Source organism: Acinetobacter sp. CIP 101934 (assembly GCF_000369585.1).
Taxonomy (GTDB): domain Bacteria; phylum Pseudomonadota; class Gammaproteobacteria; order Pseudomonadales; family Moraxellaceae; genus Acinetobacter; species Acinetobacter schindleri.
This window is the reverse complement of record NZ_KB850094.1, coordinates 2,123,744-2,149,308: the sequence shown is the minus strand read 5'-3', so window position 1 is coordinate 2,149,308 and position 25,565 is coordinate 2,123,744. Positions and strand designations below refer to the sequence as shown.

The window sequence follows — 25,565 nt, the reverse complement described above, 5'->3', positions numbered from 1 at the left end:
TTCTTAAATAAGTGAAAACTGAATATTGCTTCTTGTTAGAAGTATATTGTGAACTAAGGTCATGGCTAAAAAACCTATTTATAAGTCACTTTATTTTCAAGTGATTGTTGCCATTATTGCCGGTATCCTCGTGGGTCACTTCTCACCAAGCGGTACGCAAATTATCAATGGTGCTGAACAATATGTTCCTGGTTTGGGCGAACAGCTGAAACCATTGGGTGATGGCTTTATCCGCCTGATCAAAATGATTATCGCACCAGTAATTTTCTGTACGGTAGTGAGTGGTATTGCAGGTATGGAAAGCATGAAATCTGTCGGCAAGACAGGTGGTATTGCTTTACTATACTTTGAAATCGTATCGACGATTGCCTTGGTGATCGGTCTGCTTGTGATCAATATTGCCAAACCTGGTGTTGGTATGAACGTTGATCCAGCAACTCTGGATACGGAAGGTATCTCGAAATATGTTGCATCAGGTGAGTCACAATCGACCATCGATTTCTTCATGAATATCATTCCAAATACGGTAGTGGGCGCATTTGCTGAAGGGGAAATCCTTCAGGTACTGCTATTTGCTCTCCTGTTTGGTTTTGCCCTGCATCAGCTGGGAGATAATGGTAAGCCAGTACTGAAGTTCATTGACCAGATTTCACATGTATTCTTTAACATCGTGAACATGATCATGAAACTTGCACCTATCGGTGCGTTCGGTGCCATGGCATTTACGATCGGTAAATATGGTATCGGTACACTGGCGCAGCTGGGTCAATTGATTCTGTGCTTCTATATCACCTGTATCCTGTTTATTTTCATTATTCTTGGTTCGATTGCACGTTTCACCGGCTTCAGTATCATGAAAATGATCCGTCTGATCCGCGAAGAATTGCTGATTGTACTGGGTACTTCATCCTCTGAATCTGTATTGCCGCGTATGCTGAAAAAGCTGGAACTGGCAGGTGCAGAAAAATCAGTAGTCGGTCTGGTCATTCCAACAGGTTATTCTTTCAACTTGGACGGGACTTCTATTTACCTGACCATGGCGGCAGTCTTCATCGCTCAGGCAACCAATACCCAGCTAGATCTATCTCATCAGATTACCTTGCTTCTTGTGCTATTGATTTCATCTAAAGGTGCAGCAGGTGTAACAGGTTCTGGCTTTATCGTAATGGCTGCAACCCTGTCTGCAGTAGGTCATATCCCGGTAGCGGGCTTGGCACTGATTCTGGGTATCGACCGTTTCATGTCTGAAGCACGTGCTTTGACTAACCTGATTGGTAACTCATTGGCGACTCTGGTTGTTGCAAAATGGGTCGGTCAGCTGGACAAAGAAAAACTGGATTATGCATTAAACAATCCGGCAGAAATTGATGAATTAATGCAGCAAGAAGGCGTTAAATCTCACTGATTTCAGTCTGTTTAAAAAAAGGAAGCTTCGGCTTCCTTTTTTAAATTTTTATTAAAATAAATTGACTGTAAAGTTTGAAAAAAAATCGTATTAGCGCATGACACTGACCTTAAAAATCGCTAGCCTGTCTGTGGAAATATAATGATAAACACCACAAGGATAGAACAATGCTGGCATATGATGCAGACCTGGAATTATTCCGCGATAACTTTAAACGCTTTATGAGCGAACAGATTGCACCGCACTATGAGCAATGGGAACGTGAGGGCAAGATTCCACGTTCAGTATGGAATGCGCTGGGTGAAAATGGCTTTCTTTGTGTGGATGTTCCAGAAGAATATGGTGGCTATGGTGTGCCAACCCATTACTCCTTAATGTTACTCGAAGAGTCGGCACGTGCAGGGTTTAGTGCACTCTCTATTGGTTTGTCATGCCACTCGGATATTGCTGCACCCTATATCCTGCATATCGCCACTGAAGAACAGAAGAAATACTGGCTGCCTAAAATGGTGACTGGTGAGGTGGTCGGTGCCATCGGTATGACTGAACCAGGTGCCGGTTCTGACTTGCAGGCAATTCGAACCAGCGCCATTTTGCAGGACGACCACTATCTGTTAAATGGTTCCAAAACTTTTATTTCGAATGGTCAGCATGCCGATCTTGTGGTGCTGGCTGTAAAAACCGACCCACAGGCGCGTGCCAAAGGTGTTTCATTACTTTTGGTAGATACTCATCTGGAAGGTTTCAAGAAAGGCACCAATCTGGACAAGATTGGCCTGCACTCACAAGATACTTCTGAGCTGTTCTTTGATAATGTCAAAGTGCCAAAAGATCAGTTACTCGGTCAACTAGGCCAAGGCTTTGCATACCTGATGCAAGAACTGCCACGTGAGCGCACTGCGATTGCGGCTACGGCTTTGGGTGCGATTCGTGGTTCAATTGATATCACCACGACCTATGTCAAAGAGCGTCAAGCCTTTGGTCAGGCAGTGGGCCAATTCCAGAATACTCGCTTTGTATTGGCACAGGCCAAGATTGATGAACTGGCAACAGCGGCGTTTTATAACCAGAATGTTGAGTTGTATATGCAGGGCAAGCTGAATGTTGAAACGGCAGCAGCCTTAAAAAGTTTTTCAACTGACATGCAGATGAAAATTGCGGATAATTTGCTCCAGCTGTTTGGTGGCTATGGCTATATGACTGAATATCCGATTTCCCGTTTCTTTGTCGATGCGCGTATCCAAAGGATTTATGGTGGTACGAACGAGATCATGAAAGAAATCGTGGCACGTAGCCTATTAGGTCGCTAAAAGTATTTCATTCGCTATAAAGTAAAAGTGAGTCTATAAGGGCTCATTTTTATGTAAGGGAGCAAATTACATTTTTCATATTTTAAGATCTTAATACTTCTAGGCACTCATCAATAAACACAGATAAATCGTCTGGTGCACGTGAAGAGATCAACTGGTTATTATCATTGACTAGTTCTGCATCATAATAACGACCGCCTGCATCTTGCAGCCAGTGCGCATGGTCACGAATACTGGTAATAATCCGGTCCTTCAGCACGTCAGCTGCACCGAGTAATAATGAAGCATCGCAGATGCTAAAGATGGTTTTATTGGCTGCATTAAATTCCTGAATCAACTTTAGAACAACAGCATCTGAAGTGAAGGTCAGGGGAGATTCTCCACCTGGAATTAGTAATGCGTCAAAATCATCGACACAGATTTGGTCAATACTTTCATCTATAGTCACTGAAGCTGTATGTTTCTGACCATATATGACCTTTCCAGCTTCATGGTCAATATTGCAGATACTGTGACTGGCAGCACGAAAGGCTTCTACAGGTTCAAAATATTCCTGATCATCAAAGTTATGAGTGACGAGCACAGCTATTCTTTTTGGCATGTATTTGCTCCTGCCTAAGTTTTGAACAGACTAGCGGGATAAGGTTTAAAAATCGTCCCTGCTTTGTAAATAAATACATGTTAAATGTAAGAAACTCTGTTAAAACAAGTAAAAAAAGCATATGTGCAGGATGTTGAGCGGTAATTTTAAAATGAACTATTGATCATCTAGCAACATCCTTCCATTGCTGATTTTTGAGTCTTTGTATGATTTTTCTTATGGTTAAAATCGTTATATAGATTAAGAAATAATGATAATTCATCCATCCTAAAATCAGTTAAGATGCAAACGCAAACTTTACAATTTGATAATGTAACTTTTGCTGAATACGCTGTGGAAAATGTTACCAAACATTGCAGATGCGATGAGTGGTTAGGCAACGCATAAATAACTGACTTTTAAAAGACAAAGTCATATTGCGTAACATTTGAAAGCTTACTATTGTTATACTGAAACAGTTACGGTTTATGAAGGGCGACATAACAATGATCAACGACGATCAAAACACTACGACTTCTCTTGATTTGGCTAAGATTCGTGAAGATATCGATTCAGTTGATCAGCAAATTCAGCAATTGATTAATCGCCGTGCGCGTTTGGCAGAAGCTGTAGCAAAAGCAAAGTTTGCTTCAGAAGAGAATCCACTGTTTTACCGTCCTGAACGTGAAGCGCAGGTTTTGCGTAATGTTATGGAACGTAATGAGGGGCCACTGTCTGATACCACCATGGCACGTCTGTTCCGTGAAATCATGTCGGCATGTTTAGCGCTCGAAGCACCACAAAGTATTGCTTTCCTGGGGCCTGTGGGTACCTATACGCATTCAGCAGTATTGAAACATTTTGGGCATGATGCTGTAGTACGTCCATTGCCAACCATTGATGAAGTGTTCCGTGAAGTAGAAGCGGGAAGTGCGCATTATGGTCTGGTACCAGTTGAAAACTCGTCTGAAGGTGTGGTGAACCATACTTTAGACTGTTTCAAAACTTCGCATTTGAATGTGATTGGTGAAGTGGAATTGCCAATTCATCACCAGTTCCTGATCTCTGAAAATACCCGTAAAGACAGTATCAAGCAGATTTATGCGCATCAACAAACTTTGGCACAATGCCGTAAATGGTTAGATGCCCATTATCCAGGTGTTGAGCGTGTCGCACTCAGTTCAAATGCTGAAGCAGCACGCCGTATTCAGAATGAATGGCATTCTGCTGCAATTGCTTCAGAAATTGCTGCGAATATCTACAATCTTGAGATCATGCACAGCAATATCGAGGACAATCCGGAAAATACCACACGTTTCCTGGTGATTGGCCGCGAGAAAGTACCACAAAGCGGTAATGACAAAACTTCACTGCTGGTGTCAGCGCATGACCGCGCCGGTGCATTGCTTGAGATCCTTGCACCATTTGCCAAGCACAACATTAGTCTAACAAGTATTGAGACTCGTCCTGCACTTCCTGAAAAATGGGCTTATGTGTTCTTTATCGATCTGGAAGGTCATATCGATCAGGAACATGTTAAAGCTGCGATTGAAGAAATTCGCCCATTGGTGAAAGAAGTTCGCGTATTGGGTTCATATCCTCAAGCTGTACTTTAAGTCAGCCATTTGTAGTCAGTGCGAGGGTGCTGACCACTGTTTCACACGTAAATCGGAAGTATAAAATGTCGTTCGTGCCAGCCAATCAAGGCATCTCAAAGTTAAAGCCATACCAGCCAGGTAAGCCAATCAGTGAACTTGAACGTGAGTTAGGGATCACTGATATTGTGAAACTTGCTTCAAATGAAAACCCGTTGGGCTGTTCAGATAAAGTCAAAGAAGCAGTCGCTGCAGAACTGGAAGAAATTGGTCGTTATCCAGATGGTGGTGGTTTTATCCTGAAAGACCAGATCAAAGCACAATTTGGTTTTAATCATGACCAGATTACTTTGGGCAACGGTTCAAACGACTTACTGGAAATGTTTGCCCGCGCATTCGTTTCTTCAAGCGATTCTGTGATTTACAGCCAGCATGCATTTGCAGTATATGCTCTGGTAACTCAAGCGATCCATGCTGAAGCGATTGAAGTACCAGCAAAAGGCTTCTCGCATGATCTTGAGGCCATGGCAGCTGCAATTAAAGACAATACCAAGCTGATCTTTATTGCCAATCCAAATAATCCGACAGGCACCTGGTTTGAAGAAGCTGAATTTGAAGCGTTCATGCAGAAAGTGCCGGCAAATGTGATCGTAGTGCTGGATGAAGCGTATGTGGAATATTTCCCGGAAAACTTCAATAGCCTGAAATTCCTGAAGCAGTATCCTAACCTGATTGTCAGCCGCACTTTGTCTAAGTGTTATGGTCTGGCTGCACTGCGTGTTGGTTTTGCATTGGCATCGGTTGAAGTAACGGACTATTTAAACCGTATCCGTCAGCCATTTAACGTTAACCATTTGGCGATGGTGGCTGCAGTTGCTGCACTGAAAGATGAAGCCTTCATCGAAAAATCTCGTGAAGTGAACAAGGCAGGTATGGCACAGCTTGAAGCGGGTTTTAAAGCTCTAGGTCTAAACTATGTGCCATCTCGTGCCAACTTCATCCTGGTCGATGTTCAAGCAGATCCTGCTGAAACCTTTAATGGTTTATTAAAGCAAGGTGTGATTGTGCGTCCAGTGGGTATTGCTAACCACTTGCGCGTATCGATTGGTACCGAAGCTGAAAATGCCAAATTCCTTGCTGCACTCGGCAAAGTACTTGGCTTAGAGGCAAAAGCTTAAGTTATGTCGCAGCCACTGTTTGAAAAAGTTGCCTTTATTGGACTTGGACTGATTGGTTCAAGTCTGGCACGTGTGATTAAGGCTGAACATTTAGCCAATGACATCGTGGCATCGACCCGTTCGCAAAAAACGCTGGAAGATGCCAAAGCCTTGGGATTAATTTCCGAAGGCTATGCAGATCCTGTAGAAGCTGTCAAAGGTGCAGACCTGATCGTCCTGGCGTTACCCGTACGTGCTACGCAAAAAGTATTGGAAACGATTCAGCCTTATCTGGCTGAAGGTGCCATTATTACCGATGTGGGTAGCACAAAGGGCAATGTAGTTGAGGCGGCCAAAGCGGTTTTTGGTGATGCATTACCTGCAGGTTTTGTACCGGGTCATCCGATTGCCGGTGCAGAACATACGGGTGTGCATGCAGGCAAAGTTGATCTGTTTGCCAATCATAAAGTGATTTTGACGCCGTTGCCGACCAGTGCAGCGTGGGCAGTCGATAAACTGATTCAACTGTGGCAGGCGGCAAAAGCGGAAGTGATTTGCATGGATGTGGAAAAGCATGATGAAGTGCTGGCGCATACCAGTCATCTTCCGCATCTGATGGCCTTTAACCTGGTCGAACAACTGGCCAAGCGTGAAGACAATTTAGATATTTTTCGTTATGCTGCGGGCGGCTTTCGGGACTTTTCCCGAATTGCAGCCAGTGATCCACAAATGTGGCATGACATCTTTTTTGCCAACAAAAAAGCAATTCTGAATGCTGTAGATGGCTTTGAGGCTCAGCTGGAAATTATCCGCAAGCTGATTGAAGACGAAGATTCCCAAGCATTGATGGGCTTACTGGGACATGCGCAGGCAGCTCGCCAGCATTTCAACCATATGCTCGCCAAGAAACCTTTCATGGAGAAAAATCAAGTGACACAACAATTTACCATTCAGCCGGGTGCCAAGAAATTCCAGGGCAAATTTACCGTGCCAGGTGACAAATCTGTGTCACACCGTTCCATCATGTTTGGTGCTATCGCTGAAGGTACAACCCATGTGACCGGTTTCCTTGAAGGGGAAGATGCTTTAGCGACTCTGCAAGCTTTCCGTGATATGGGCGTGAGCATTGAGGGGCCTAAAAATGGTGAAGTGACGATTCATGGTGTGGGGATGCATGGTTTGAAAGCACCACAGTCTGCACTGTATATGGGCAACTCAGGTACATCAATGCGTTTGTTGTCCGGTATGCTGGCAGCGCAGAAATTTGATTCTGTGATGACCGGTGATGCTTCACTGTCTAAACGTCCAATGGAACGTATTGCCAAGCCTTTACGTGAAATGGGCGCGCAGATCCAGACTACGGGTGAGCGCGGTACGCCACCTGTATCCATCACCGGCAACCAAAACCTTAAAGGGATTCAGTACGATTTGCCAATGGCCTCTGCTCAGGTGAAATCAGGAATTCTACTTGCAGGCCTGTGGGCGGAGGGTGAAACTTCGGTAACTGAGCCTGAACCAACTCGTGACCATACTGAGCGTATGCTGCGTGCATTTGGTTATGAAGTGAAAACTGAAGGTAACCGGATTTCACTGCAAGGTGGTGGTAAGCTGGTCGGAACCAATATTCAGGTGCCTTCAGACATTTCTTCAGCAGCCTTCTTTATGGTGGGTGCTGCCATTACTGAAAATTCGGACGTCACCCTTGAAGCCGTCGGTATTAACCCCACCCGTACTGGTGTGATTGAAATCCTGAAACAGATGGGTGCAGATATTACAGTTGAAAATGAGCGTATTGCGGGCGGTGAACCGATTGCAGATATTCATATTCGTGGTACTCGTACCTTAAAAGGTATTCATATGCCAGAAGATCAGGTGCCATTAGCCATTGATGAATTCCCTGCATTGTTTATTGCAGCGGCATGTGCCGAAGGTCAGACGATTTTGACCGGTGCTGCAGAGCTTCGCGTGAAAGAGTCAGACCGTATTCAGGTCATGGCGGATGGTTTAAAAACCATGGGTATTGACTGTACCCCAACTGAAGATGGCATCATCATTGAAGGTAAAGGCAAGGCAGGTGACTGGTCACCAATCTTTACCGGTGGTGAAATTGAATCGCATCATGATCACCGTATCGCAATGAGTTTCTCGATTGCAGGTCTGCGTAACTCAGGTGAAATCAAGATTGTCGGGACTGAAACAGTCGCGACCAGCTTCCCAACCTTTACTGCACTGACATCTCAGGCTGGTCTGGCGATTGAAGTGACAGAATAATCCTTAAATTTATGTGAAACGGCCAAGCTTTTGCTTGGCTGTTTTGTTTATATTGGCTTATGCTAAACCCATACAAGAAAAAAGCCATTTGGATGTAGCGATGCGAAAATTAAAATTTATTGCCAATACTCAAAGCCAACAGCAATTACAGGATAGTCGTGAGACCCAAGAGTATGTCGCGCAATTTCTTGCTGATGAACTAGGAAAATATGGCTTTCAAACCCTGCCACAAAGTGGTGGACAGGTTGCTGTTGCAGTAGATGAACACGCATTGCCACTTTCGGTGAGTTGCGAAAGTCGTGACAGTGAAGGGCATTTTGTCTGTGAGATTGTATCTTATCCAGATGAAGAACAAGACTGGCTGGATCGGATTACCGAACAAAGCCTCCTTAATCAACTGGCACAGGCCGTAGAAGCTTCACTCAAAGAGCAAGAAAGCTTTAGTGAATTCGAATGGAAAAATTAAAAAAAGCGGCCATTGAGCCGCTTTTTTTAATTATGGAATTTTTTTACAGCATTAAAAAGCGCGTAATCGCAATACGTAACTGTTTGAGGTAACCAGTAAAGAAATGATTGGCACCTGGTAAAATGGTCAACAAATGACGCTGTGGTTTAGCCCATTCAATCAGATCCGACAACAGGGTTACATCATCGGCTTCAGCATGCAGGAACAGAATGTCACCTTTAATATGCGGTGTTACATAGTGGCGTAAACCTGCTACGGTGGCGGTTGGCAAACCGCATAAAACCGTCTGTTTAGGCTGTAATTCTATAGGTAGCGTGGCATAGCTTTTGGCCATGACATGCGCACCGAAACTAAAGCCGCCTGCATAGAATGGCAAGCCAATATGTTGAGTACGAGCGAATTTAATCACTTCAAGTACATCATCAGTTTCACCATAGCCTTCGTCATGTATTCCATCACTTTGACCAGAACCACGGAAACTTGGACGATAGACAACACAACCACGCTCTAAAAACATTTGTGCCAGCAATACTGGAACTTTATGTTGTGGTGTACCGCCTTGTAATGGATGGGGGTGACAAACAACCGCGAATCCTTTCACTTCACCCTGAGGATAATCCACAAAAACTTCAATTTGTCCCACAGGACCCTGAAGGAAAATTTGCTCGGACATAGGAAAATCGATAAATGAGGGGAGAAAGGCGTATTTTAACGATTGTATTAAGTAAAAACATGAATTGGAATTAAAATAACTCGACTGATATAGTTTGATTAATCACTTTTTAACCAGGTTGGCTATGCTCGCATTAATTTCCCCTGCAAAGACCCTCGACTACGAATCATCGTTACCAACAGATCAGCATACGCAAGCAAGATTGCTGGAACATTCCCAGGAATTGATAGAAGTTGCCAGCAAGTTATCAGCAACAGAAATTTCCAGTCTGATGTCAGTAAGTGAAAAAATTGCCAATCTTAATGTTGAGCGTTTCCGTGACTGGCAGCCAGAGTTTGATCTGTCAAATGCACGACAGGCGATTTTTGCCTTTAAGGGCGATGTTTATACAGGTCTGGATGCCTATAATCTAAAAGATCATGATATTAGCTATGCCCAGGAACATTTGCGTATGCTGTCCGGCTTATATGGTTTGTTACGTCCATTGGATCTGATGATGCCATATCGATTAGAGATGGGAACAAAACTTGCCAATTCTCGTGGTCATAACCTGTATGAATTCTGGGGACATACCATTACTGAGCTGATCAATTATGATCTCGCAGCGGCGAATTCAGAACTTTTGGTGAATATTGCTTCTGATGAATACTATAAATCTGTGAAGGAAAGTAAAATCCAGGCAGAAATCATCAAGCCTGTGTTTCTGGATCAGAAAAATGGCAAATATAAAGTGATTAGCTTTTATGCCAAGAAAGCACGTGGCCTGATGGCACGCTTTATTATTGAAAACCAGATCGATCGCGTAGAGGGACTGAAAGGTTTTAATACTGATGGGTACTACTTTGATTCAGAGAGTTCTCTTAAAGGTGAGCTGGTATTCAAGCGTGATGAACAACTCGCTGCTTAGGTAGTCTTATTTAATAAAAAAAGATCATCTGTGGGTGATCTTTTTTTATATATGAATAATTAAGCATTAAAAAGGCGCATAAAATAAGTTTTTTCTTTTTACAGATAAGAATTCTGCTACAAAAAGAAGCATTAATTTTAAAGGATAAAATTTATTCTATTTCAAAGTAGAACGGCAAATATGGGAGAGTTAGCAGTTAAAATATACAAGTTTTAATCGATGATTTTGACAATGGGTCAGAAAAATTGATTTAGAAAAATTTATAGATAAGGCTGTAAGAAACTCAATTTTCCCCATTCTTTATTTCAAAACAATTAAAGTTTATTTAAATTAAATATTCACTAGAAATAGATATTTATTTAAGATTTTCATAATTAATTTTAATTATAGGATTTTTTTATAAATCATTTTTGAATCCCTATAAAGGGAATTACCTCTCCTACAAGGAGGCTTGCGGAGCATGCTCCTCAGAGAGAGATTTTTTCTAATAAATCTCCTCACCCTGTTCGAAGTAATATTTCTCATCCCAAAGGGAGAAAGGGCTTTTAATATCTATAAATATGAATAAAACAATCATTTTTTGATTTATGAAAGAAATGTATTTTAATAAAAATATTTAAAAAGATTAATGCTTTGTATTAACAATAAAAGCATTATTTTTTTATTGTAGAATTCCTGATATTGATAAAGCTAAACTGAGTCAATTAGGTTACAAATTCATAATATTGATTACAATTCATATAGAATTTCACCTACTTTGTCACATGATTAGTTGATAATTTATTCATACAATTTTAAAAATGTAAAAGAATGCCTATAATTATGAAAAGTTATGTAATTCCAGTTTGCGCTTTATTGGTCGGGGTACTGGGATACTATGTGTATAAGCAAAGTGAAAACAGGCGCCAGCAGGAAATAAGCCGCATCATTACCGATGCCAAGATTTCTTTGCAGGCAATTGAGGGTAAGCACATTCGTCATTAAGAAGATATCTGCTTGAGTGAGCTATTAACTGCATAAAATCAATGAACTTTTCAAATGACTGAACAGTTGAAAATTGAATAGAGAATTAAAGTTAAATTTTAGAAACAATAAAAAATCAATGTGTTATAATTCTGAAAACAAAATATTGGATCAGATTTGAGTTATTGTAACCAATTGATTCAATTCATTTATTAATGAGCTGCATAAGGTTATGCAGCTTTTTTGTTTAGTTTTTTTGTGCTTAGTGCATAGTTACTGTTTTGCTGTGCTTTAAGATTACTTGACCCGTCGAATAGCGATGCTGGCATATTCGTTGCTAACTCATCCGCAAAATCCTTTACCTAATAAGTAGAGGGATTTTATGGAATGCTCAGGCATAAAGTTTACTCAATAGGGGCTAGGTCATGACGACTCCTAATCCATCTTCCGAAAACATGCTGGAACGTCTGTTCAAACTGAGTGAAAACAAAACCAGTTTCCGTACAGAAGTTCTTGCAGGTGTAACGACATTCTTAACCATGTGTTACATCATTATTGTCAATCCAATGATTTTATCCGAAACAGGGATGGATCATGGGGCTGTCTTCGTTGCAACCTGTCTTGCAGCCGCAATTGGCTGTCTAGTGATGGGTCTTGTAGCAAACTATCCAATTGCGCTTGCACCTGGCATGGGCTTGAACGCTTTCTTTACCTATTCTGTATGTCTGGGAATGGGTGTGCCATGGCAAACTGCATTGGGCGCCGTTTTTGTGTCAGGTCTGGTATTTATTGCCATCAGTATGTTCAAAATACGTGAGGCAATCGTCAATGCTATTCCAATGTCCTTAAAACTGGCGATTGGTGGTGGTATTGGTTTGTTCCTTGCGCTTATTGCGCTGAAAAATGCAGGAATTATTGTCGATAACCCAGCAACTTTAGTTGGTCTAGGCGACCTTAAACAGCCATCGGTATTGCTTGCATTGCTTGGTTTCTTAATGGTTGTTGTGATGCATCATTTTAAAGTTCGTGGTGCAATTATCATCAGTATTTTAGTACTGACGGGCATTTCGGCTGCCATGGGCCTGAGCGAATTTAAAGGTGTGGTCGGTGCTGTACCTTCAATTGCGCCAACTTTTATGCAAATGGACTTTGAGGGTTTGTTTACTGCAAGCTTGATCGGTGTCATCTTCGTATTCTTCTTGGTCGATTTATTCGACTCAACAGGTACTCTTGTTGGTGTTTCTCACCGCGCAGGTTTATTAAAAGATGGTAAATTACCTCGCTTGAAAAAAGCACTATTTGCTGACTCATCTGCAATTGTGGCAGGTGCAGCATTAGGTACGTCTTCAACTACACCATATATTGAGTCTTCAGCAGGTGTAGCTGCAGGTGGTCGTACAGGCTTAACCGCAGTGATTGTCGGTTTCTTGTTTATTGCCTGCTTATTCTTGGCACCTCTTGCTCAATCTGTACCAAGCTTTGCAACAGCACCAGCCCTTTTGTTTGTGGGTGTGTTGATGATTCAAGGCATCGTACATATTGATTGGGACGATATCACAGAAGCTGTTCCAGCATTCTTGACTATCGTGTTCATGCCATTCACGTATTCAATTGCTGATGGTATCGCGATGGGTTTTATCAGCTATGCTTTGATTAAATTACTCACAGGTAAGGCTTCAACTGTACCGTATATGGTGTGGATTGTTGCTGTGCTTTGGGCATTGAAATTCGCGCTATTCGGTGGCTGATTTTTGTCAAATTCAGAAAGGGTGTAAACTCAGTTTGCGCCCTTTTTTATTTTTCTCAGGTTTAATCAGGAGTAGTGATGAACCGTCTTGAATTAATACAGGCGATGCCAAAAGCAGAGCTGCACGTGCATATTGAAGGTACTTTTGAACCTGAGTTAATGTTTGCAATTGCACAACGTAATGAGATTGCCATTCCTTACCAGTCGGTTGAGGAAGTTAGGCAGGCCTATAATTTCCATAATCTGCAATCCTTTTTAGATATTTATTATGCTGGTGCCAATGTTCTGATTCATGAACAGGATTTTTACGATCTGGCCTGGGCATATTTTGAAAAATGTGCCGAAGACAATGTTGTACATACCGAAATGTTCTTCGATCCACAAACCCATACCGATCGTGGAATTGCTTTCGAAACGGTACTGAATGGTCTGCAACGTGCGTGTGATGATGCCGCAGAAAAACTCGGTATTACTTCACATCTGATCATGTGTTTTTTGCGTCATCTCAGTGAAGCAGCAGCATTTGAAACTCTAGAACAGGCTTTGCCATATAAAGATCAAATTATTGGGGTGGGGCTGGATTCAAGTGAAGTTGGACATCCGCCCTCTAAATTTGAACATGTCTTTGCTAAAGCGCGTGAAGCAGGTTTCCTGATTGTGGCACATGCGGGTGAAGAAGGTCCGGCAGAATATGTCTGGGAAGCTTTAGATCTGTTGAAAGTGAACCGTATTGATCATGGTGTACGTTCTGAGGAAGATCCGGCATTGATGCAGCGTTTGATTGCAGAAAAAATGCCGCTGACAGTATGCCCACTGTCAAACTTAAAGCTTTGTGTGGTAGATGATATGCAGCAACATAATATTCGTCGCCTGTTACAGCAGGGCGTGCATGTCACTGTGAATTCGGATGATCCATCTTATTTTGGTGGTTATATGAATGACAATTTCATTGCTATTGCTGAAGCTTTGGATCTAAGCAATGATGAGTTAAAACAGTTAGCGATCAATTCTTTTGAAGCCTCATTTATCAGTGAAGCAGACAAGGCCAACTGGATTAGCAAGATCAAAGTATTGGTCTAAGTAAACTATATATAAGAGGTGGAGTTCGCTCCGCCTTTTTTCTGTTGAATGAGTAAATTCATGAAAAAATATATTATCGCGATATCTGTGGCTGTTTTGGCTTTCTGGACACATAGTCATGCCGATATAAGTCTGACTCAAAAAGCTTTAAAGCCAGTGATTGTCTATCAATGTGGGCAAGAACTCAAAGACTCCAAAGTCTGGAAAGTTTCGACCTATCTGATGCAGGACACTAATAAAGCCAAACTGGAACACAATGTCTGTGATTGTGTGGGTGAACATGCTTTAAAAGATGTGCCGGCATCAACTTTGCTTAAAGCAACAGTAAATGAAGAAGCGAAAAACCAGTTGGCACGTCAAGCTGTAGCGAATAGTCTGAAAGGCTGTGTACAGAAATTAGTGAAATAGGTCAGGGTTTTCAATGGGCGTCGTTTAATTGCACAACTGACTCCATGGGCTGAAATAGTGATTTATTCACGCTTTAATTTTCGGCAAAATAGTGCATCTTTAATTCACAACATAGGATTTACAGTGAAAAAATTAGCAGCTGTACTTGCACCCATGGCTTTTGTTTTAACTGCTTGTGTTACCACTGATGGTACAATAGGTACAACAGGTTCAACTGCTGCAACTACAGCGAACGGCTTGGCAATGGCTGCAGTCAAAGTAGGCGTGCAAGCAAAATGCGTCACTGAAATCAACAATAATACCTACTGGAAAACAGCATCTAAGTTGATGACTGAAACTCAGCAGACTGAATTACAAAACGAAGTATGTTCATGTGTAGCTGAGAAAGCGACTACTAGCGTAACAGCAGCTGACCTGGTTATTGCTGCAATGGACAAAACTTCTCAAGCAACCTTGGTAACTAAAGTGGTAAGTAGCACATTGAATGCCTGTGTTGTAGAAACTTTGAAAAACTAAGCAAGATTTGCTTAAATGAGCGGCCACTTTGGCCGCTTTTATATTTGGGCTGAATAATTGAAGGAAATATGATGCGAATTGCAGGTGTAGATGAGGCAGGGCGTGGTCCATTGGTGGGTTCAGTGGTGGCGGCTGCAGTTATTCTTGATCCGAATAATCCGATTGAAGGCCTGAATGACTCGAAAAAACTCACTGAAAAGAAACGTGAGAAGTTATTTATTGAAATTCAGGAAAAAGCATTGGCTTGGGCAATTGCCGAAGCATCTGCAGCAGAAATTGATGAACATAATATTTTGCAGGCTTCATTGCTGGCGATGCGTCGTGCGATAGAAGCACTTGATATTCAACCAGATCATGTACTGGTTGATGGCAACAAGATTCCTCGAGGTTTGGCGATGAGTTGTGATGCTGTCATTGGTGGGGATGCACTGCATGCCGAGATTTCAGCAGCAAGTATTCTGGCTAAGGTAACTCGTGATCATCAGATGGTTGAAATGGATCATAAATTCCCACACTTTGGTTTTGCCAAGCACAAAGGTTATCCAACCAAAGCACATTTTGAAGCAATTGCCTTGCATGGGGTAATTGAAGAGCATCGACGCAGTTTTGGTCCTGTGCGTAAAGCCATTGCAGCTATGCAAGAACAGAGTGAACTGGAGCTATAAGACATTTATAGAATATTTTATAAATACATAGAATGTCTAAGTGAAGTGCGGTAAAAGTGTAGAAAAAAATAAAAGCGGCCTAGAGCCGCTTTATTATTTTTCGCAGAAATTAACGATTAAAGTTATTCTGAGAAGAGGTATCATCTTCAAATGAAGGCTGATAGTCCTGGTCAATATGTTGAAGATGCTCATGCATTGCACGTTCATGCTGAATACGCTGGTAAATTTCTTCACGGTGGACAGAAACTTCCTTTGGCGCATTCACCCCAATACGTACCTGGTTGCCCTTTACGCCAAGCACAGTCACGCTGACTTGGTCTCCAATCATCAAAGTTTCTCCGACACGGCGAGTCAGAATCAGCATGTTTATCTCCTTGCAAAACGCTAAACGTGCATTCAATTTAGAATGTATGTTGAAACACAACTTGAAATCACAAGAGAAAATCGAACAGATCACCACGCACCATCTTGGTTGGGATTATCATCTATTTAAATTTTCTATAAATCCTCGCCCTTAATATAACAGAGCCACTATAAAAAAAACTATAGTGGCTCTGATTTTTTATGAAGTTTTGCAAAATAATGTCAGACAACGACAATAAATTACAAATCAATCATTAAGCACGTGCGCTTGATTCGCCAGACTCACGATCTAGACCAAATGCAGTGTGAAGTGAACGTACCGCAAGTTCTAGGTAGTTTTCTTCAATGATCACTGAAATTTTAATTTCAGAAGTCGAGATCATCAGAATGTTAATGCCTTCGTCTGCAAGAGCAGTAAACATTTTGCTTGCTACGCCTGCATGTGAACGCATACCTACACCCACGATTGACACTTTTACGATGTCATCACGAGTCGCTACTTCACGTGCACCAATCGCTTGCGCTGTTTCTTCAAGGATTTTTTTCGCTTTTGCAAGCTCGCCACGGTTGACTGTGAACGTGAAGTCGGTGGTGCCATCTTCTTCAACGTTTTGGATGATCATATCGACTTCGATATTGGCATCACCAATTGGTTTTAAAATTTTAGAGGCAATACCTGGTTCGTCTGGAACACCCAGAATAGTCAGTTTAGCTTCGTCACGGTTAAACGCGATACCAGAGATAATTGGCTGTTCCATGTTGTCTTCCAATTCAGTAGTGATAAGGGTTCCGACGTTGTTTTTGAAGTCTTCATCAAACGCGCCATCGTTGTCGTTGTCGAAGCTTGAAAGTACACGTAATGGCACTTGGTATTTACCTGCAAACTCAACTGAACGAATCTGAAGGACTTTAGAACCAAGGGATGCCATTTCCAGCATTTCTTCAAACGAAATACGGTCAACTTTTTTCGCTTTTGGTGCAACACGCGGATCAGTTGTATAAACACCATCTACATCTGTGTAAATTTGGCATTCATCAGCTTTTAATGCAGCGGCAAGTGCAACACCAGAAGTATCTGAACCACCACGACCTAGAGTCGTTGTGTTGCCATTGGCATCAAAGCCTTGGAAACCTGCCACGACAATGACACGGCCAGCATCTAGGTTTTCAGTCAAAACATCGGTATCAATCGCTTCAATACGAGCCTTGGTGAAAGCGCTGTCGGTTTTAATCCCAACCTGGCGACCAGTCAAAGATTTAGCTTCAACACCGATCGAGTTCAATGCCATTGCTAACATCGAAATCGTTACCTGTTCACCGGTAGAAACCATTTGGTCAAGTTCGCGCGGGTCAGGGGTTTCGGTAATGGCTTTCGCTAAAGCAAGTAAGCGGTTGGTTTCACCACTCATAGCTGATACAACAACAACCACCTTGTGGCCGTGGTCATGCCAGCGCTTCACACGACGAGCAACATTTAAAATGCGCTCGGGAGTACCCATTGAGGTACCGCCATATTTTTGAACGATTAATGCCATAGTTGTTCCATTCAAACCATGACCCTGATGTTCCAATCAGGGTCAGTTACACAAAATGAAGTTTTTATTTTGCTTCAAGCCAAGCTGCTAGATCAGCCATCACTGTTGCAAACTTCTCGTTAAGTGGCGCGCCACCTTGTGCCAAGTCAGGTTTACCACCACCTTTACCACCAAGCTCAGTTGCCAAGTGTTTGATGATGTCACCCGCTTTAATAGAAGCAGTAAAATCTTTCGCCACAGATGCGATCAAGCTCACCTTGTCACCCTCTACACCTGCAAGAACAATCACTGCATTTTCTAATTTAGATTTCACACCATCGTGCAAGTTACGAAGTGCTTTTGCATCCATGCCTTGAACGGTTGTGATGAGTGTTTGACGACCTGCAATCGTTTGAACTTGGCTTAACAGTTCACCCGCTTGTAGGCTTGCCAATTTTTGATTCAGTTGTTCGATTTGTTTTTGCAAGCTTGATGCTGTGTCAACAATCGCTTCAACTTTCTCTAAAGTTTGGTCTTTTTGTGCTTTCAATAAGCCATTAATCGTGTTGATATCACGATCCACTTTTTGAGTAACTTCAATTGCTTTAGTGCCTGTCACCGCTTCAATACGACGCACACCTGCTGCAACACCACCTTCAGAGGTGATCTTGAACAGGCCGATGTCACCTGTACGTTTTACGTGAATACCACCACACAGTTCGATTGAGAAGTTTTTCTCTTCAATCACTGAACCCATAGACAGTACGCGAACTTCGTCACCGTATTTTTCACCAAACAACATCATCGCACCTTTTGCTTTCGCAGATTCGATATCAAGCAGTTCAGTGGTTACAGGGGTGTTGGCAATCACTTCAGCATTTACAAGACGTTCAATTTCTTGTAGCTGTTCAAATGTCACAGGTTGGTCGTTGGCAAAGTCGAAACGTAATACGTCAGATGCAACCAAAGAACCTTTTTGTTGTACGTGTTCACCAAGAATTTGACGCAGTGCAGCATGCAGAAGATGCGTTGCAGAGTGGTTACGTGCAGTCGCTGCACGGATGTCTGCTTTTACAGTTGCTTCTACGTTTTGAGTAACTTTGAGGTTACCCATGGTTACGATACCTTGGTGAACGAATGCATCACCAGATTTCTTGGTGTCTTGAACTTCGAAAATACCGGTATCGTTTTTGAAGATCCCTGTATCACCGATTTGACCACCGCTTTCTGCATAGAAAGGCGTTTGATTCAGTACGATCAGTGCTTCGTCGCCTTCAACCACTTCATCGACTTGCTCGCCATCTTTATAGATTGCGATGATTTGACCTTCGCCTGCAGTTGCATCGTAACCTTCAAACTGAGTTTCGCCTTCAACTTTAACCACGCTGTTATAGTCGATGGCAAATTTGCCTGCATCACGCGCACGTTGACGTTGTGCCGCCATTTCAGTTTCAAAACCAGCTTCATCGATCGTCAAATCACGTTCACGCGCGATGTCAGCTGTAAGGTCTGTTGGGAAGCCGTAAGTGTCGTAAAGTTTGAACACCACTTCACCTGGAATCACAGAACCTTTTAAGTTTGCAAGTTCGCCTTCAAGCAATTTCAAACCTTGCTCAAGTGTTTTTGCAAATTGCTCTTCTTCTTTCAGAAGTTGCGCTTCGATACGTGCTTGGTTCGCTGCAAGTTCAGGATACGCAGCACCCATCACTTCAATCAAAGGCTTCAACATTTTGTGGAAGAATGAACCTGTCGCACCCAATTTGTTACCGTGACGCACTGCACGGCGGATGATACGACGTAGCACATAACCACGACCTTCGTTCGATGGGTTTACGCCATCAGCGATGAGGAATGAACATGAACGTGCATGGTCAGCCACCACTTTAAGTGACGCAGGGTATTCAACCGGTTTGCCTTCAGCTTGTGCTTTTGCTTCAAGTTCAGCCGTATCTAAACCAATGATTTCAGCAGCTGCTTTTAACAAGTGCTGGAATAGGTCGATTTCGTAGTTTGAGTTCACATGTTGTAGAACTGCAGAAATACGCTCTAAGCCCATGCCTGTATCCACAGAAGGCGCTGGAAGAGGGTGGAGTACGCCATCTGCAGTACGGTTGAACTGCATGAATACGTTGTTCCAGATCTCAATGAAACGGTCGCCATCTTCTTCAGGTGTGCCCGGTAAACCGCCCCAGATGTGATCGCCATGGTCATAGAAAATTTCAGAACATGGACCACATGGACCTGTATCGCCCATTGCCCAGAAGTTATCTGATGCGTATTGACCGCCTTTGTTATCGCCAATACGGATAATGCGAGATGCATCTAGGCCAATTTCTTTGTTCCAGATCTCAAATGCTTCGTCGTCTGTATGGTAAACAGTGGCATAAAGTTTATCTTTTGGCAGACCTAGCCATTGCTCAGATGTTAAGAAATCCCAAGCAAATTTGATTGCATCACGTTTAAAGTAGTCACCAAACGAGAAGTTACCCAACATTTCAAAGAATGTGTGGTGACGCGCTGTGTAGCCAACGTTATCTAAGTCGTTGTGTTTACCGCCTGCGCGTACGCATTTTTGTGAAGATGTCGCACGGACATAATCGCGCTTTTCCAGACCTAAGAAGCAGTCTTTAAACTGGTTCATACCGGCGTTGGTAAACAATAATGTTGGGTCGTTGGCAGGAACCAGAGAACTCGACGCGACACGTGTATGCCCTTGCGATTCAAAGTAGCTTAAAAAAGCTTCGCGAATTTCAGCTGATGTCATAAAACGAGTACTCACAACCAAGTCACTCCATAATTTCTGATTGGGCAAAAGCAGTGCAGTCTGACAAGAAGGTTGGTTCTTTGCTGCAATGCGGGGCTTAAATTTTTAAAAACGCCAAATTATAACGGAAAATGCCTGTTCGACCAATGATTTTCATATTTATAGATCATAAAACTCTAAGGAATGAATATTGGTAAATTCTGCAAAATGACCTGTAAAATCAAAAGCTATTGTCAGAACAGCAATTTATTTAAAATCTGTCAGGATTAAAGAGAATATTCACGATTATAAAACATAAATTATTCGGTGAAATATTGGACATACTGTGTAAATTTTAAAGGATTTGGCTGAATAGTTATCAGTCAGCTGCATAATTCTATTAATATAGGGCACTCAAAGTTTTATGCTGCTTAAGGGAATGTCGATGCAACGTATCGCAATTAATGGTTTTGGGCGAATCGGACGCAATGTGTTACGTGCATGGTTTGAAAATCCGAAAGATTTTAATTTTGACATCTTTGCCATTAATGACATTGCCGATGTGGAAACTTTACTGCATCTGTTCAAATACGACACCACTCATGGCCGCTTTCCAGGGCAGGTCGACCTCAGCTATGAACAGGAACGTGTTTATCTGCATGTGTCTTATCAGGATGCCAGTTTAAAAGTCGAAGTCCTGCGTCAAGCCAGCCCAGCTCAGATGCCATGGCAGGAGCTGAATGTTGATGTGGTACTGGAATGTACCGGTCTGTTCCGTTCCCGTGAAGCAGCGACCCAGCATATTACTGCCGGTGCCAAACGTGTGATCATTGGTGCAGCGCCGTTTGACAGTGTAGATGCTGCGATTGTTTATGGCGTGAACCATCGTGATGTGAAAAACAGTGACCAGATCATTTCCAGCGTATCTTGTACCACGCAGGCATTAGTGCCGCTGGTTAAAATCATAGATGATGCTTTCGGTATTGATACCGCGCTAATGACTGAAATTCATGCGGTCACTGCGGATCAATCAGTCCTAGACCATGCACATCGCGACTTACGTCGTGCTCGAGCTTCAGGGCAAAATATTATTCCGACGACTTCTTCGGCTTTAGGTGCCTTAAAACGCGTAATGCCGAAAATGGAAAACCGGATTGATGGTTACTCGATTCGTGTACCGACCATTAATGTGGCAGCCATTGATTTAACTTTTGTGACTCAAGCCAATATTACCGATCATCAGCTGAATGACGTCCTAATCAAAGCAGCAGCTCACGACTATACTGAAATCATGTCGATCACGGATGAACCTTTAGTCTCTTCCGATTTTAATCATTCACCGTATTCATTGATTGTGGATATGACCCAGACCCTAGTCGTAGGCAAGCAGGCCAAAGTATTTGCCTGGTATGACAATGAATGGGGTTATGCCAACCGGTTACTAGATTTATGTCATTCCTTTAATGCATAAAGCGCTCTAATCTATGGCTTAAGTAAATTTTATTCTTAAGTATATTGATGTATAAAGAAAATTAATCTACTTTACCAGTCGATATCTGGTGCTGGCATTCCGATAAAATCGTTACAATATCGCCTGTTTTTTTGATTATGATAAAACTCAGGCGACCAACTAGAAGAGCAAAAGCAATGTTATTAATGTGGGGCTTTATTACACTCCTGACACTGGCGGTGATTTTCCTGATCTGGCTGCAGTTCAATCAGGTTGAAACTGGTCCTGAATTGGAGGGTGTTGCGGTCGAGCAAAAGGTCGCAAATCTGGAAGATAATCTAAAAAAGACCTTAGAGATTATGCAGGATCTGGCGAAGAAAATGCATGTACAGCAAGAAGTACTGGACCAGACCACGAACAAACTAAAACAGGTCGAATTACAGAATGCCGAGCTGGTGCATCTGCTGGCAAAAGTAGTTGAACCAAAACAATAATCTTCGAAAATGGTTTTCTGATTAAGCAGTCTAAAAGAGCAGGCTGCACAAAACTCCTGCCGAAATTACACTCATTATAATGGTAGGCAGCATGCTGAAACCTGATGTATTACATATAGATGTAGGCTAAATTTAATCTAATAACGAACTGTATTTTTATAAGAAGTGCAGGGTACTGTCCTATTAACTTCAAATTTGCCTGAATAGTGCTGTTTTCTTAGGTATTCAAATCCGTGCAGTTTGTATTTATGCGGGATTTTTTTAAACATTTAAAAATTAATTTTTCTGAAGTATTTGCTGGTTATTTTGGAAAGTATAGAGTTCAAGATAAAACCTTAAAGTTTTTTTTAAGGAATAAATTTTTTAAAATCATGTTGATAGTTTAGCTTTTGATATCTTTTTAATCGACTTGGCCCAAGTCTTCACCGCTGGATTTTCATTATCAATGTTAGTCATTTGATCAGTCAGAGAAAATTATAAAAATTGCGATGCACAGCCTAAATGATCGTGCTAGACTAGGAGAAATCGGGTGTGCTCCCGATTTTTTTATGCGGATTTGTTCCGCGCTGACAAGAATTTAGGTTTACAACATGCCCATTTCAGAGACATGGTTATTACCTGATGGTGTAGCTGATGTATTACCAGAACAAGCGCAAGTCATTGAGCATTTGCGTCGTAAATCACTGGATTTCCTCGCATCTCGAGGTTATCAGTTGGTGTACACGCCATTCATTGAATACATTGAATCTTTATCTTCTCTCTCAGAATCGAATCAGGATTTAGACTTAGCCACTTTTAAAGTGATCGACCAGCTTTCTGGTCGTTTGCTTGGTGTGCGTGCCGATATGACACCACAAGTGGCTCGTATCGATGCGCATGTACATCCAGTGGAAGGTGTAGCTCGTTACTGCTACGCAGGTACGGTTTTACATACCAAACCCCAGGGTTTTAACACCACGCGTGCACCGCTGCAGTTGGGTGCAGAATTATTCGGTTCAGACAGTATTGATGCCGATGTAGAAATGATTGACCTTATGGTGAGTCTGATTCAGGAATCTGGTCTGGCAGATGGTATTCACCTTGACTTGGGTCATGTCGGTCTGTTCCGTAGTCTTGTAGCTCAAGCGGGCTTAAGTAAGGCAGCTGAACGTCAATTGTCTGACCTATATCAGCGTAAAGCATTGCCAGAACTGCAAGAGTTTACTGCAACCCTGAACCAAGGCCATGATTTCTACGTATTGGGTCGCTATGCAAGTGATTTGAATGCATTACAAACACAATTGAGTACTGAAGTACTGGCAAATCCAGACTTTAAACAGGCACTGGATGCATTGATCAACACTCAACAGGAAATCCAGGCACGCTGGCCGAATCTGGAAATTGGTGTCGATGTGGTTGAATTGCGTTCTTACCATTACCACACTGGCCTGATGTATGCCGTGTATGCACCAAACCGTGCTGCACCACTGGCACAAGGTGGCCGTTATGACGGTATTGGTCAACACTTTGGTCGTGCCCGTCCTGCAACCGGTTTCTCTTGTGACTTGTATAGCTTAAGTGCAGGCAAATTTGAAACTGCACAGATTATTGTTGCACCTAAAGGCAATGATGCTGCTTTGCTTGATGCGATTCAGGCAACACGTGCACAAGGCTTAAGTGTAATTCAGTTATTAGGTAATGATGGTTTAAACTCGGTGCCGTATGCAACTCACCAGCTGGTGAATGTTGACGGTGAGTGGACAGTCAAAACAATTTAATGGTCAGGCTCAGTATTCATGTCGCTGGGCCAGGCTTTTCAACTTTAACAGCATGATGTAATGAGGCTATTATGGGCAAGAATGTTGTGGTACTTGGTACCCAATGGGGCGACGAAGGTAAAGGTAAAATCGTCGACCTGCTCACAGATCAAGCGGCAGCAGTTGTACGTTATCAAGGCGGTCACAACGCAGGCCATACTCTTGTAGTTGGTGGTAAAAAGACAGTTCTTCACCTCATTCCATCAGGTATTTTACGTGAAAACGTACTGTGCTTAATTGGTAACGGTGTGGTTCTTTCACCTGAAGCGCTCATCAAAGAGATGGATATTCTTGAAAAAGAAGGCGTGCCAGTTAAAGAACGTTTACGTATTTCGCCAAACTGTCCTTTGATTCTTCCAAACCATATTGCGCTTGATCAAGCACGTGAAATCAAACGTGGTAATGCAAAAATTGGTACGACTGGTCGTGGTATTGGCCCAGCTTACGAAGATAAAGTGGCTCGTCGTGCAATTCGTGTTGCTGATCTGGTACGTGGTGGTGAACATCTTAAAGCGCAGTTAACTGAGCTTCTTGAATACCATAACTTCCAGTTAACTCAATTCTACGGCGTAGAAGCAGTTAAGCTTGAAGAAGTACTTGCACTTTGCGACCAATGGCGTGAAGTGGTTGCGCCGCTTGTTATCGACGTAACAGGTGAGTTGCATAAATACCGTAAAAACGGTGACAACATCATGTTTGAAGGTGCGCAAGGTTCACTTCTTGACGTTGACCACGGTACATATCCGTACGTGACTTCTTCAAATACGACTGCGGGCGGCGTAAGCTCAGGTTCAGGTCTTGGTCCATTACACCTCGATTATGTATTGGGTATTACCAAAGCATACACAACACGTGTAGGTGCTGGTCCATTCCCAACTGAACTTGTGTACGATGCTGCAAATGATGTTGGCGATGCAATCGGCAAACACTTAGGTACTGTAGGTTCAGAATTTGGTGCGTCTACTGGTCGTCAACGTCGTTGTGGCTGGTTCGATGCTGAAATCCTGCGCCGTTCAGTAGAAGTAAACTCACTTTCTGGTATTTGCCTGACTAAACTTGACGTTCTTGACGGTTTAGAAGAAGTAAAAATCTGTGTAGGTTACGAAGCTGCTGATTCTGGCTGTGTAGGTTCTTCTGATGCACTTGCATTCGAAACTTTAAAACCGATCTACGAAACGATGCCAGGCTGGTCTGAGTCTACTTTCGGTGCCAAATCATTAGATCAATTGCCACAAGCTGCAATTAATTATGTGAAACGTCTTGAGCAATTGATTGAATGTCCAATCGACATCATTTCAACTGGTCCAGACCGTGAAGAAACAATTGTTCTTCGTCATCCGTTTGATGCTTAATCCTTTAAGCTGAAATGAGAAAAACCCTGTGAATTTCACAGGGTTTTTTTATAACGTATCGAGTAAGGAATACGGGCGCACGACTAAAGTTGCATCACAGAGTGATGTGT

At 42.4% G+C, this 25,565-nt stretch carries 22 protein-coding genes; 17 read left to right on the top strand and 5 right to left on the bottom strand.

The features are described from left to right. Window positions 1-61 precede the first annotated feature (61 nt). Together F899_RS10545 and F899_RS10540 are read left to right on the top strand one after the other, a co-directional pair. A complete protein-coding gene (locus tag F899_RS10545) occupies window positions 62-1,405 on the top strand; it encodes a dicarboxylate/amino acid:cation symporter (protein ID WP_004892515.1) in 1,344 nt (447 codons plus the stop codon). A gap of 167 nt (window positions 1,406-1,572) precedes the next feature. After that, window positions 1,573-2,715 (top strand): acyl-CoA dehydrogenase family protein, encoded by a 1,143-nt coding sequence (locus tag F899_RS10540; RefSeq protein ID WP_005222669.1) that lies wholly within the window; start codon window positions 1,573-1,575, stop codon window positions 2,713-2,715. 82 nt (window positions 2,716-2,797) lie between these two features. Here the strand turns inward: F899_RS10540 and F899_RS10535 are convergent, their stop codons facing one another. Next, window positions 2,798-3,316, bottom strand: a complete 519-nt coding sequence (locus F899_RS10535) for a DJ-1/PfpI family protein (protein WP_005222668.1) — start codon at window positions 3,314-3,316, stop codon at window positions 2,798-2,800. Between the two features lie 485 nt (window positions 3,317-3,801). Between F899_RS10535 and pheA the strand changes: the two genes are divergently transcribed. The 4 genes from pheA to F899_RS10515 all read left to right on the top strand — a co-directional run bounded on the left by pheA (window position 3,802) and on the right by F899_RS10515 (window position 8,784). Further along, window positions 3,802-4,911, top strand: coding sequence for a prephenate dehydratase (gene pheA, locus F899_RS10530; protein ID WP_004892523.1), 1,110 nt, complete (start codon window positions 3,802-3,804; stop codon window positions 4,909-4,911). Between the two features lie 65 nt (window positions 4,912-4,976). Then, window positions 4,977-6,068 carry a histidinol-phosphate transaminase gene (hisC, locus tag F899_RS10525; RefSeq protein ID WP_005222667.1) on the top strand — a complete coding sequence of 364 codons (1,092 nt, stop codon included), beginning with the start codon at window positions 4,977-4,979 and terminating at the stop codon, window positions 6,066-6,068. 3 nt (window positions 6,069-6,071) lie between these two features. Then, a complete protein-coding gene (locus tag F899_RS10520) occupies window positions 6,072-8,318 on the top strand; it encodes a bifunctional prephenate dehydrogenase/3-phosphoshikimate 1-carboxyvinyltransferase (protein ID WP_005222666.1) in 2,247 nt (748 codons plus the stop codon). 100 nt (window positions 8,319-8,418) lie between these two features. Further along, window positions 8,419-8,784 (top strand): hypothetical protein, encoded by a 366-nt coding sequence (locus F899_RS10515; protein ID WP_004892531.1) that lies wholly within the window; start codon window positions 8,419-8,421, stop codon window positions 8,782-8,784. Between the two features lie 43 nt (window positions 8,785-8,827). Here the strand turns inward: F899_RS10515 and F899_RS10510 are convergent, their stop codons facing one another. Further along, complete coding sequence (locus F899_RS10510) at window positions 8,828-9,457, bottom strand: alpha/beta hydrolase (RefSeq protein WP_005222665.1); 630 nt, start codon at window positions 9,455-9,457, stop codon at window positions 8,828-8,830. 124 nt (window positions 9,458-9,581) lie between these two features. On the opposite strand from F899_RS10510, the gene yaaA reads away from it, so the two are divergent. From yaaA to rnhB, 7 genes are all read left to right on the top strand, one after another. Next, the gene (gene yaaA / locus F899_RS10505) at window positions 9,582-10,364 is read left to right on the top strand and encodes a peroxide stress protein YaaA (RefSeq protein ID WP_004892538.1); all 783 of its coding nucleotides are present in this window, start codon (window positions 9,582-9,584) and stop codon (window positions 10,362-10,364) included. A gap of 822 nt (window positions 10,365-11,186) precedes the next feature. Continuing rightward, window positions 11,187-11,348 (top strand): hypothetical protein, encoded by a 162-nt coding sequence (locus F899_RS15580; RefSeq protein ID WP_155756525.1) that lies wholly within the window; start codon window positions 11,187-11,189, stop codon window positions 11,346-11,348. Between the two features lie 404 nt (window positions 11,349-11,752). Continuing rightward, entirely contained in the window at window positions 11,753-13,075 is a 1,323-nt protein-coding gene (locus F899_RS10500) for an NCS2 family permease (protein ID WP_004892544.1), read from the top strand. A 77-nt stretch (window positions 13,076-13,152) separates the two neighbouring features. Further along, window positions 13,153-14,154, top strand: a complete 1,002-nt coding sequence (locus F899_RS10495) for an adenosine deaminase (protein WP_005222664.1) — start codon at window positions 13,153-13,155, stop codon at window positions 14,152-14,154. 60 nt (window positions 14,155-14,214) lie between these two features. Next, complete coding sequence (locus F899_RS10490) at window positions 14,215-14,562, top strand: hypothetical protein (RefSeq protein ID WP_005222663.1); 348 nt, start codon at window positions 14,215-14,217, stop codon at window positions 14,560-14,562. 153 nt (window positions 14,563-14,715) lie between these two features. Continuing rightward, a complete protein-coding gene (locus tag F899_RS10485; RefSeq protein WP_390882837.1) occupies window positions 14,716-15,078 on the top strand; it encodes a hypothetical protein in 363 nt (120 codons plus the stop codon). Window positions 15,079-15,149: 71 nt separating this feature from the next. Continuing rightward, the gene (rnhB, locus tag F899_RS10480) at window positions 15,150-15,743 is read left to right on the top strand and encodes a ribonuclease HII (RefSeq protein ID WP_004892558.1); all 594 of its coding nucleotides are present in this window, start codon (window positions 15,150-15,152) and stop codon (window positions 15,741-15,743) included. Between the two features lie 109 nt (window positions 15,744-15,852). On the opposite strand, the gene csrA is transcribed toward rnhB, so the two are convergent. The 3 genes from csrA to alaS form a co-directional block, all read right to left on the bottom strand. Further along, window positions 15,853-16,107 (bottom strand): carbon storage regulator CsrA, encoded by a 255-nt coding sequence (gene csrA, locus F899_RS10475; protein ID WP_004892562.1) that lies wholly within the window; start codon window positions 16,105-16,107, stop codon window positions 15,853-15,855. 253 nt (window positions 16,108-16,360) lie between these two features. Further along, window positions 16,361-17,641: an aspartate kinase gene (locus F899_RS10470; protein ID WP_004892566.1), complete on the bottom strand. Its 1,281-nt coding sequence runs from the start codon at window positions 17,639-17,641 to the stop codon at window positions 16,361-16,363. Window positions 17,642-17,705: 64 nt separating this feature from the next. Then, complete coding sequence (gene alaS / locus F899_RS10465) at window positions 17,706-20,399, bottom strand: alanine--tRNA ligase (RefSeq protein WP_171063862.1); 2,694 nt, start codon at window positions 20,397-20,399, stop codon at window positions 17,706-17,708. Window positions 20,400-20,808: 409 nt separating this feature from the next. On the opposite strand from alaS, the gene F899_RS10460 reads away from it, so the two are divergent. The 4 genes from F899_RS10460 to F899_RS10445 all read left to right on the top strand — a co-directional run bounded on the left by F899_RS10460 (window position 20,809) and on the right by F899_RS10445 (window position 25,455). After that, complete coding sequence (locus tag F899_RS10460; protein WP_005222660.1) at window positions 20,809-21,834, top strand: type I glyceraldehyde-3-phosphate dehydrogenase; 1,026 nt, start codon at window positions 20,809-20,811, stop codon at window positions 21,832-21,834. Window positions 21,835-22,010: 176 nt separating this feature from the next. Then, window positions 22,011-22,307 carry a hypothetical protein gene (locus F899_RS10455; RefSeq protein ID WP_005222659.1) on the top strand — a complete coding sequence of 99 codons (297 nt, stop codon included), beginning with the start codon at window positions 22,011-22,013 and terminating at the stop codon, window positions 22,305-22,307. Window positions 22,308-22,897: 590 nt separating this feature from the next. Continuing rightward, complete coding sequence (locus tag F899_RS10450; protein ID WP_004892575.1) at window positions 22,898-24,064, top strand: ATP phosphoribosyltransferase regulatory subunit; 1,167 nt, start codon at window positions 22,898-22,900, stop codon at window positions 24,062-24,064. Between the two features lie 71 nt (window positions 24,065-24,135). Next, window positions 24,136-25,455: an adenylosuccinate synthase gene (locus tag F899_RS10445; RefSeq protein ID WP_004892578.1), complete on the top strand. Its 1,320-nt coding sequence runs from the start codon at window positions 24,136-24,138 to the stop codon at window positions 25,453-25,455. Window positions 25,456-25,565 lie beyond the last annotated feature (110 nt).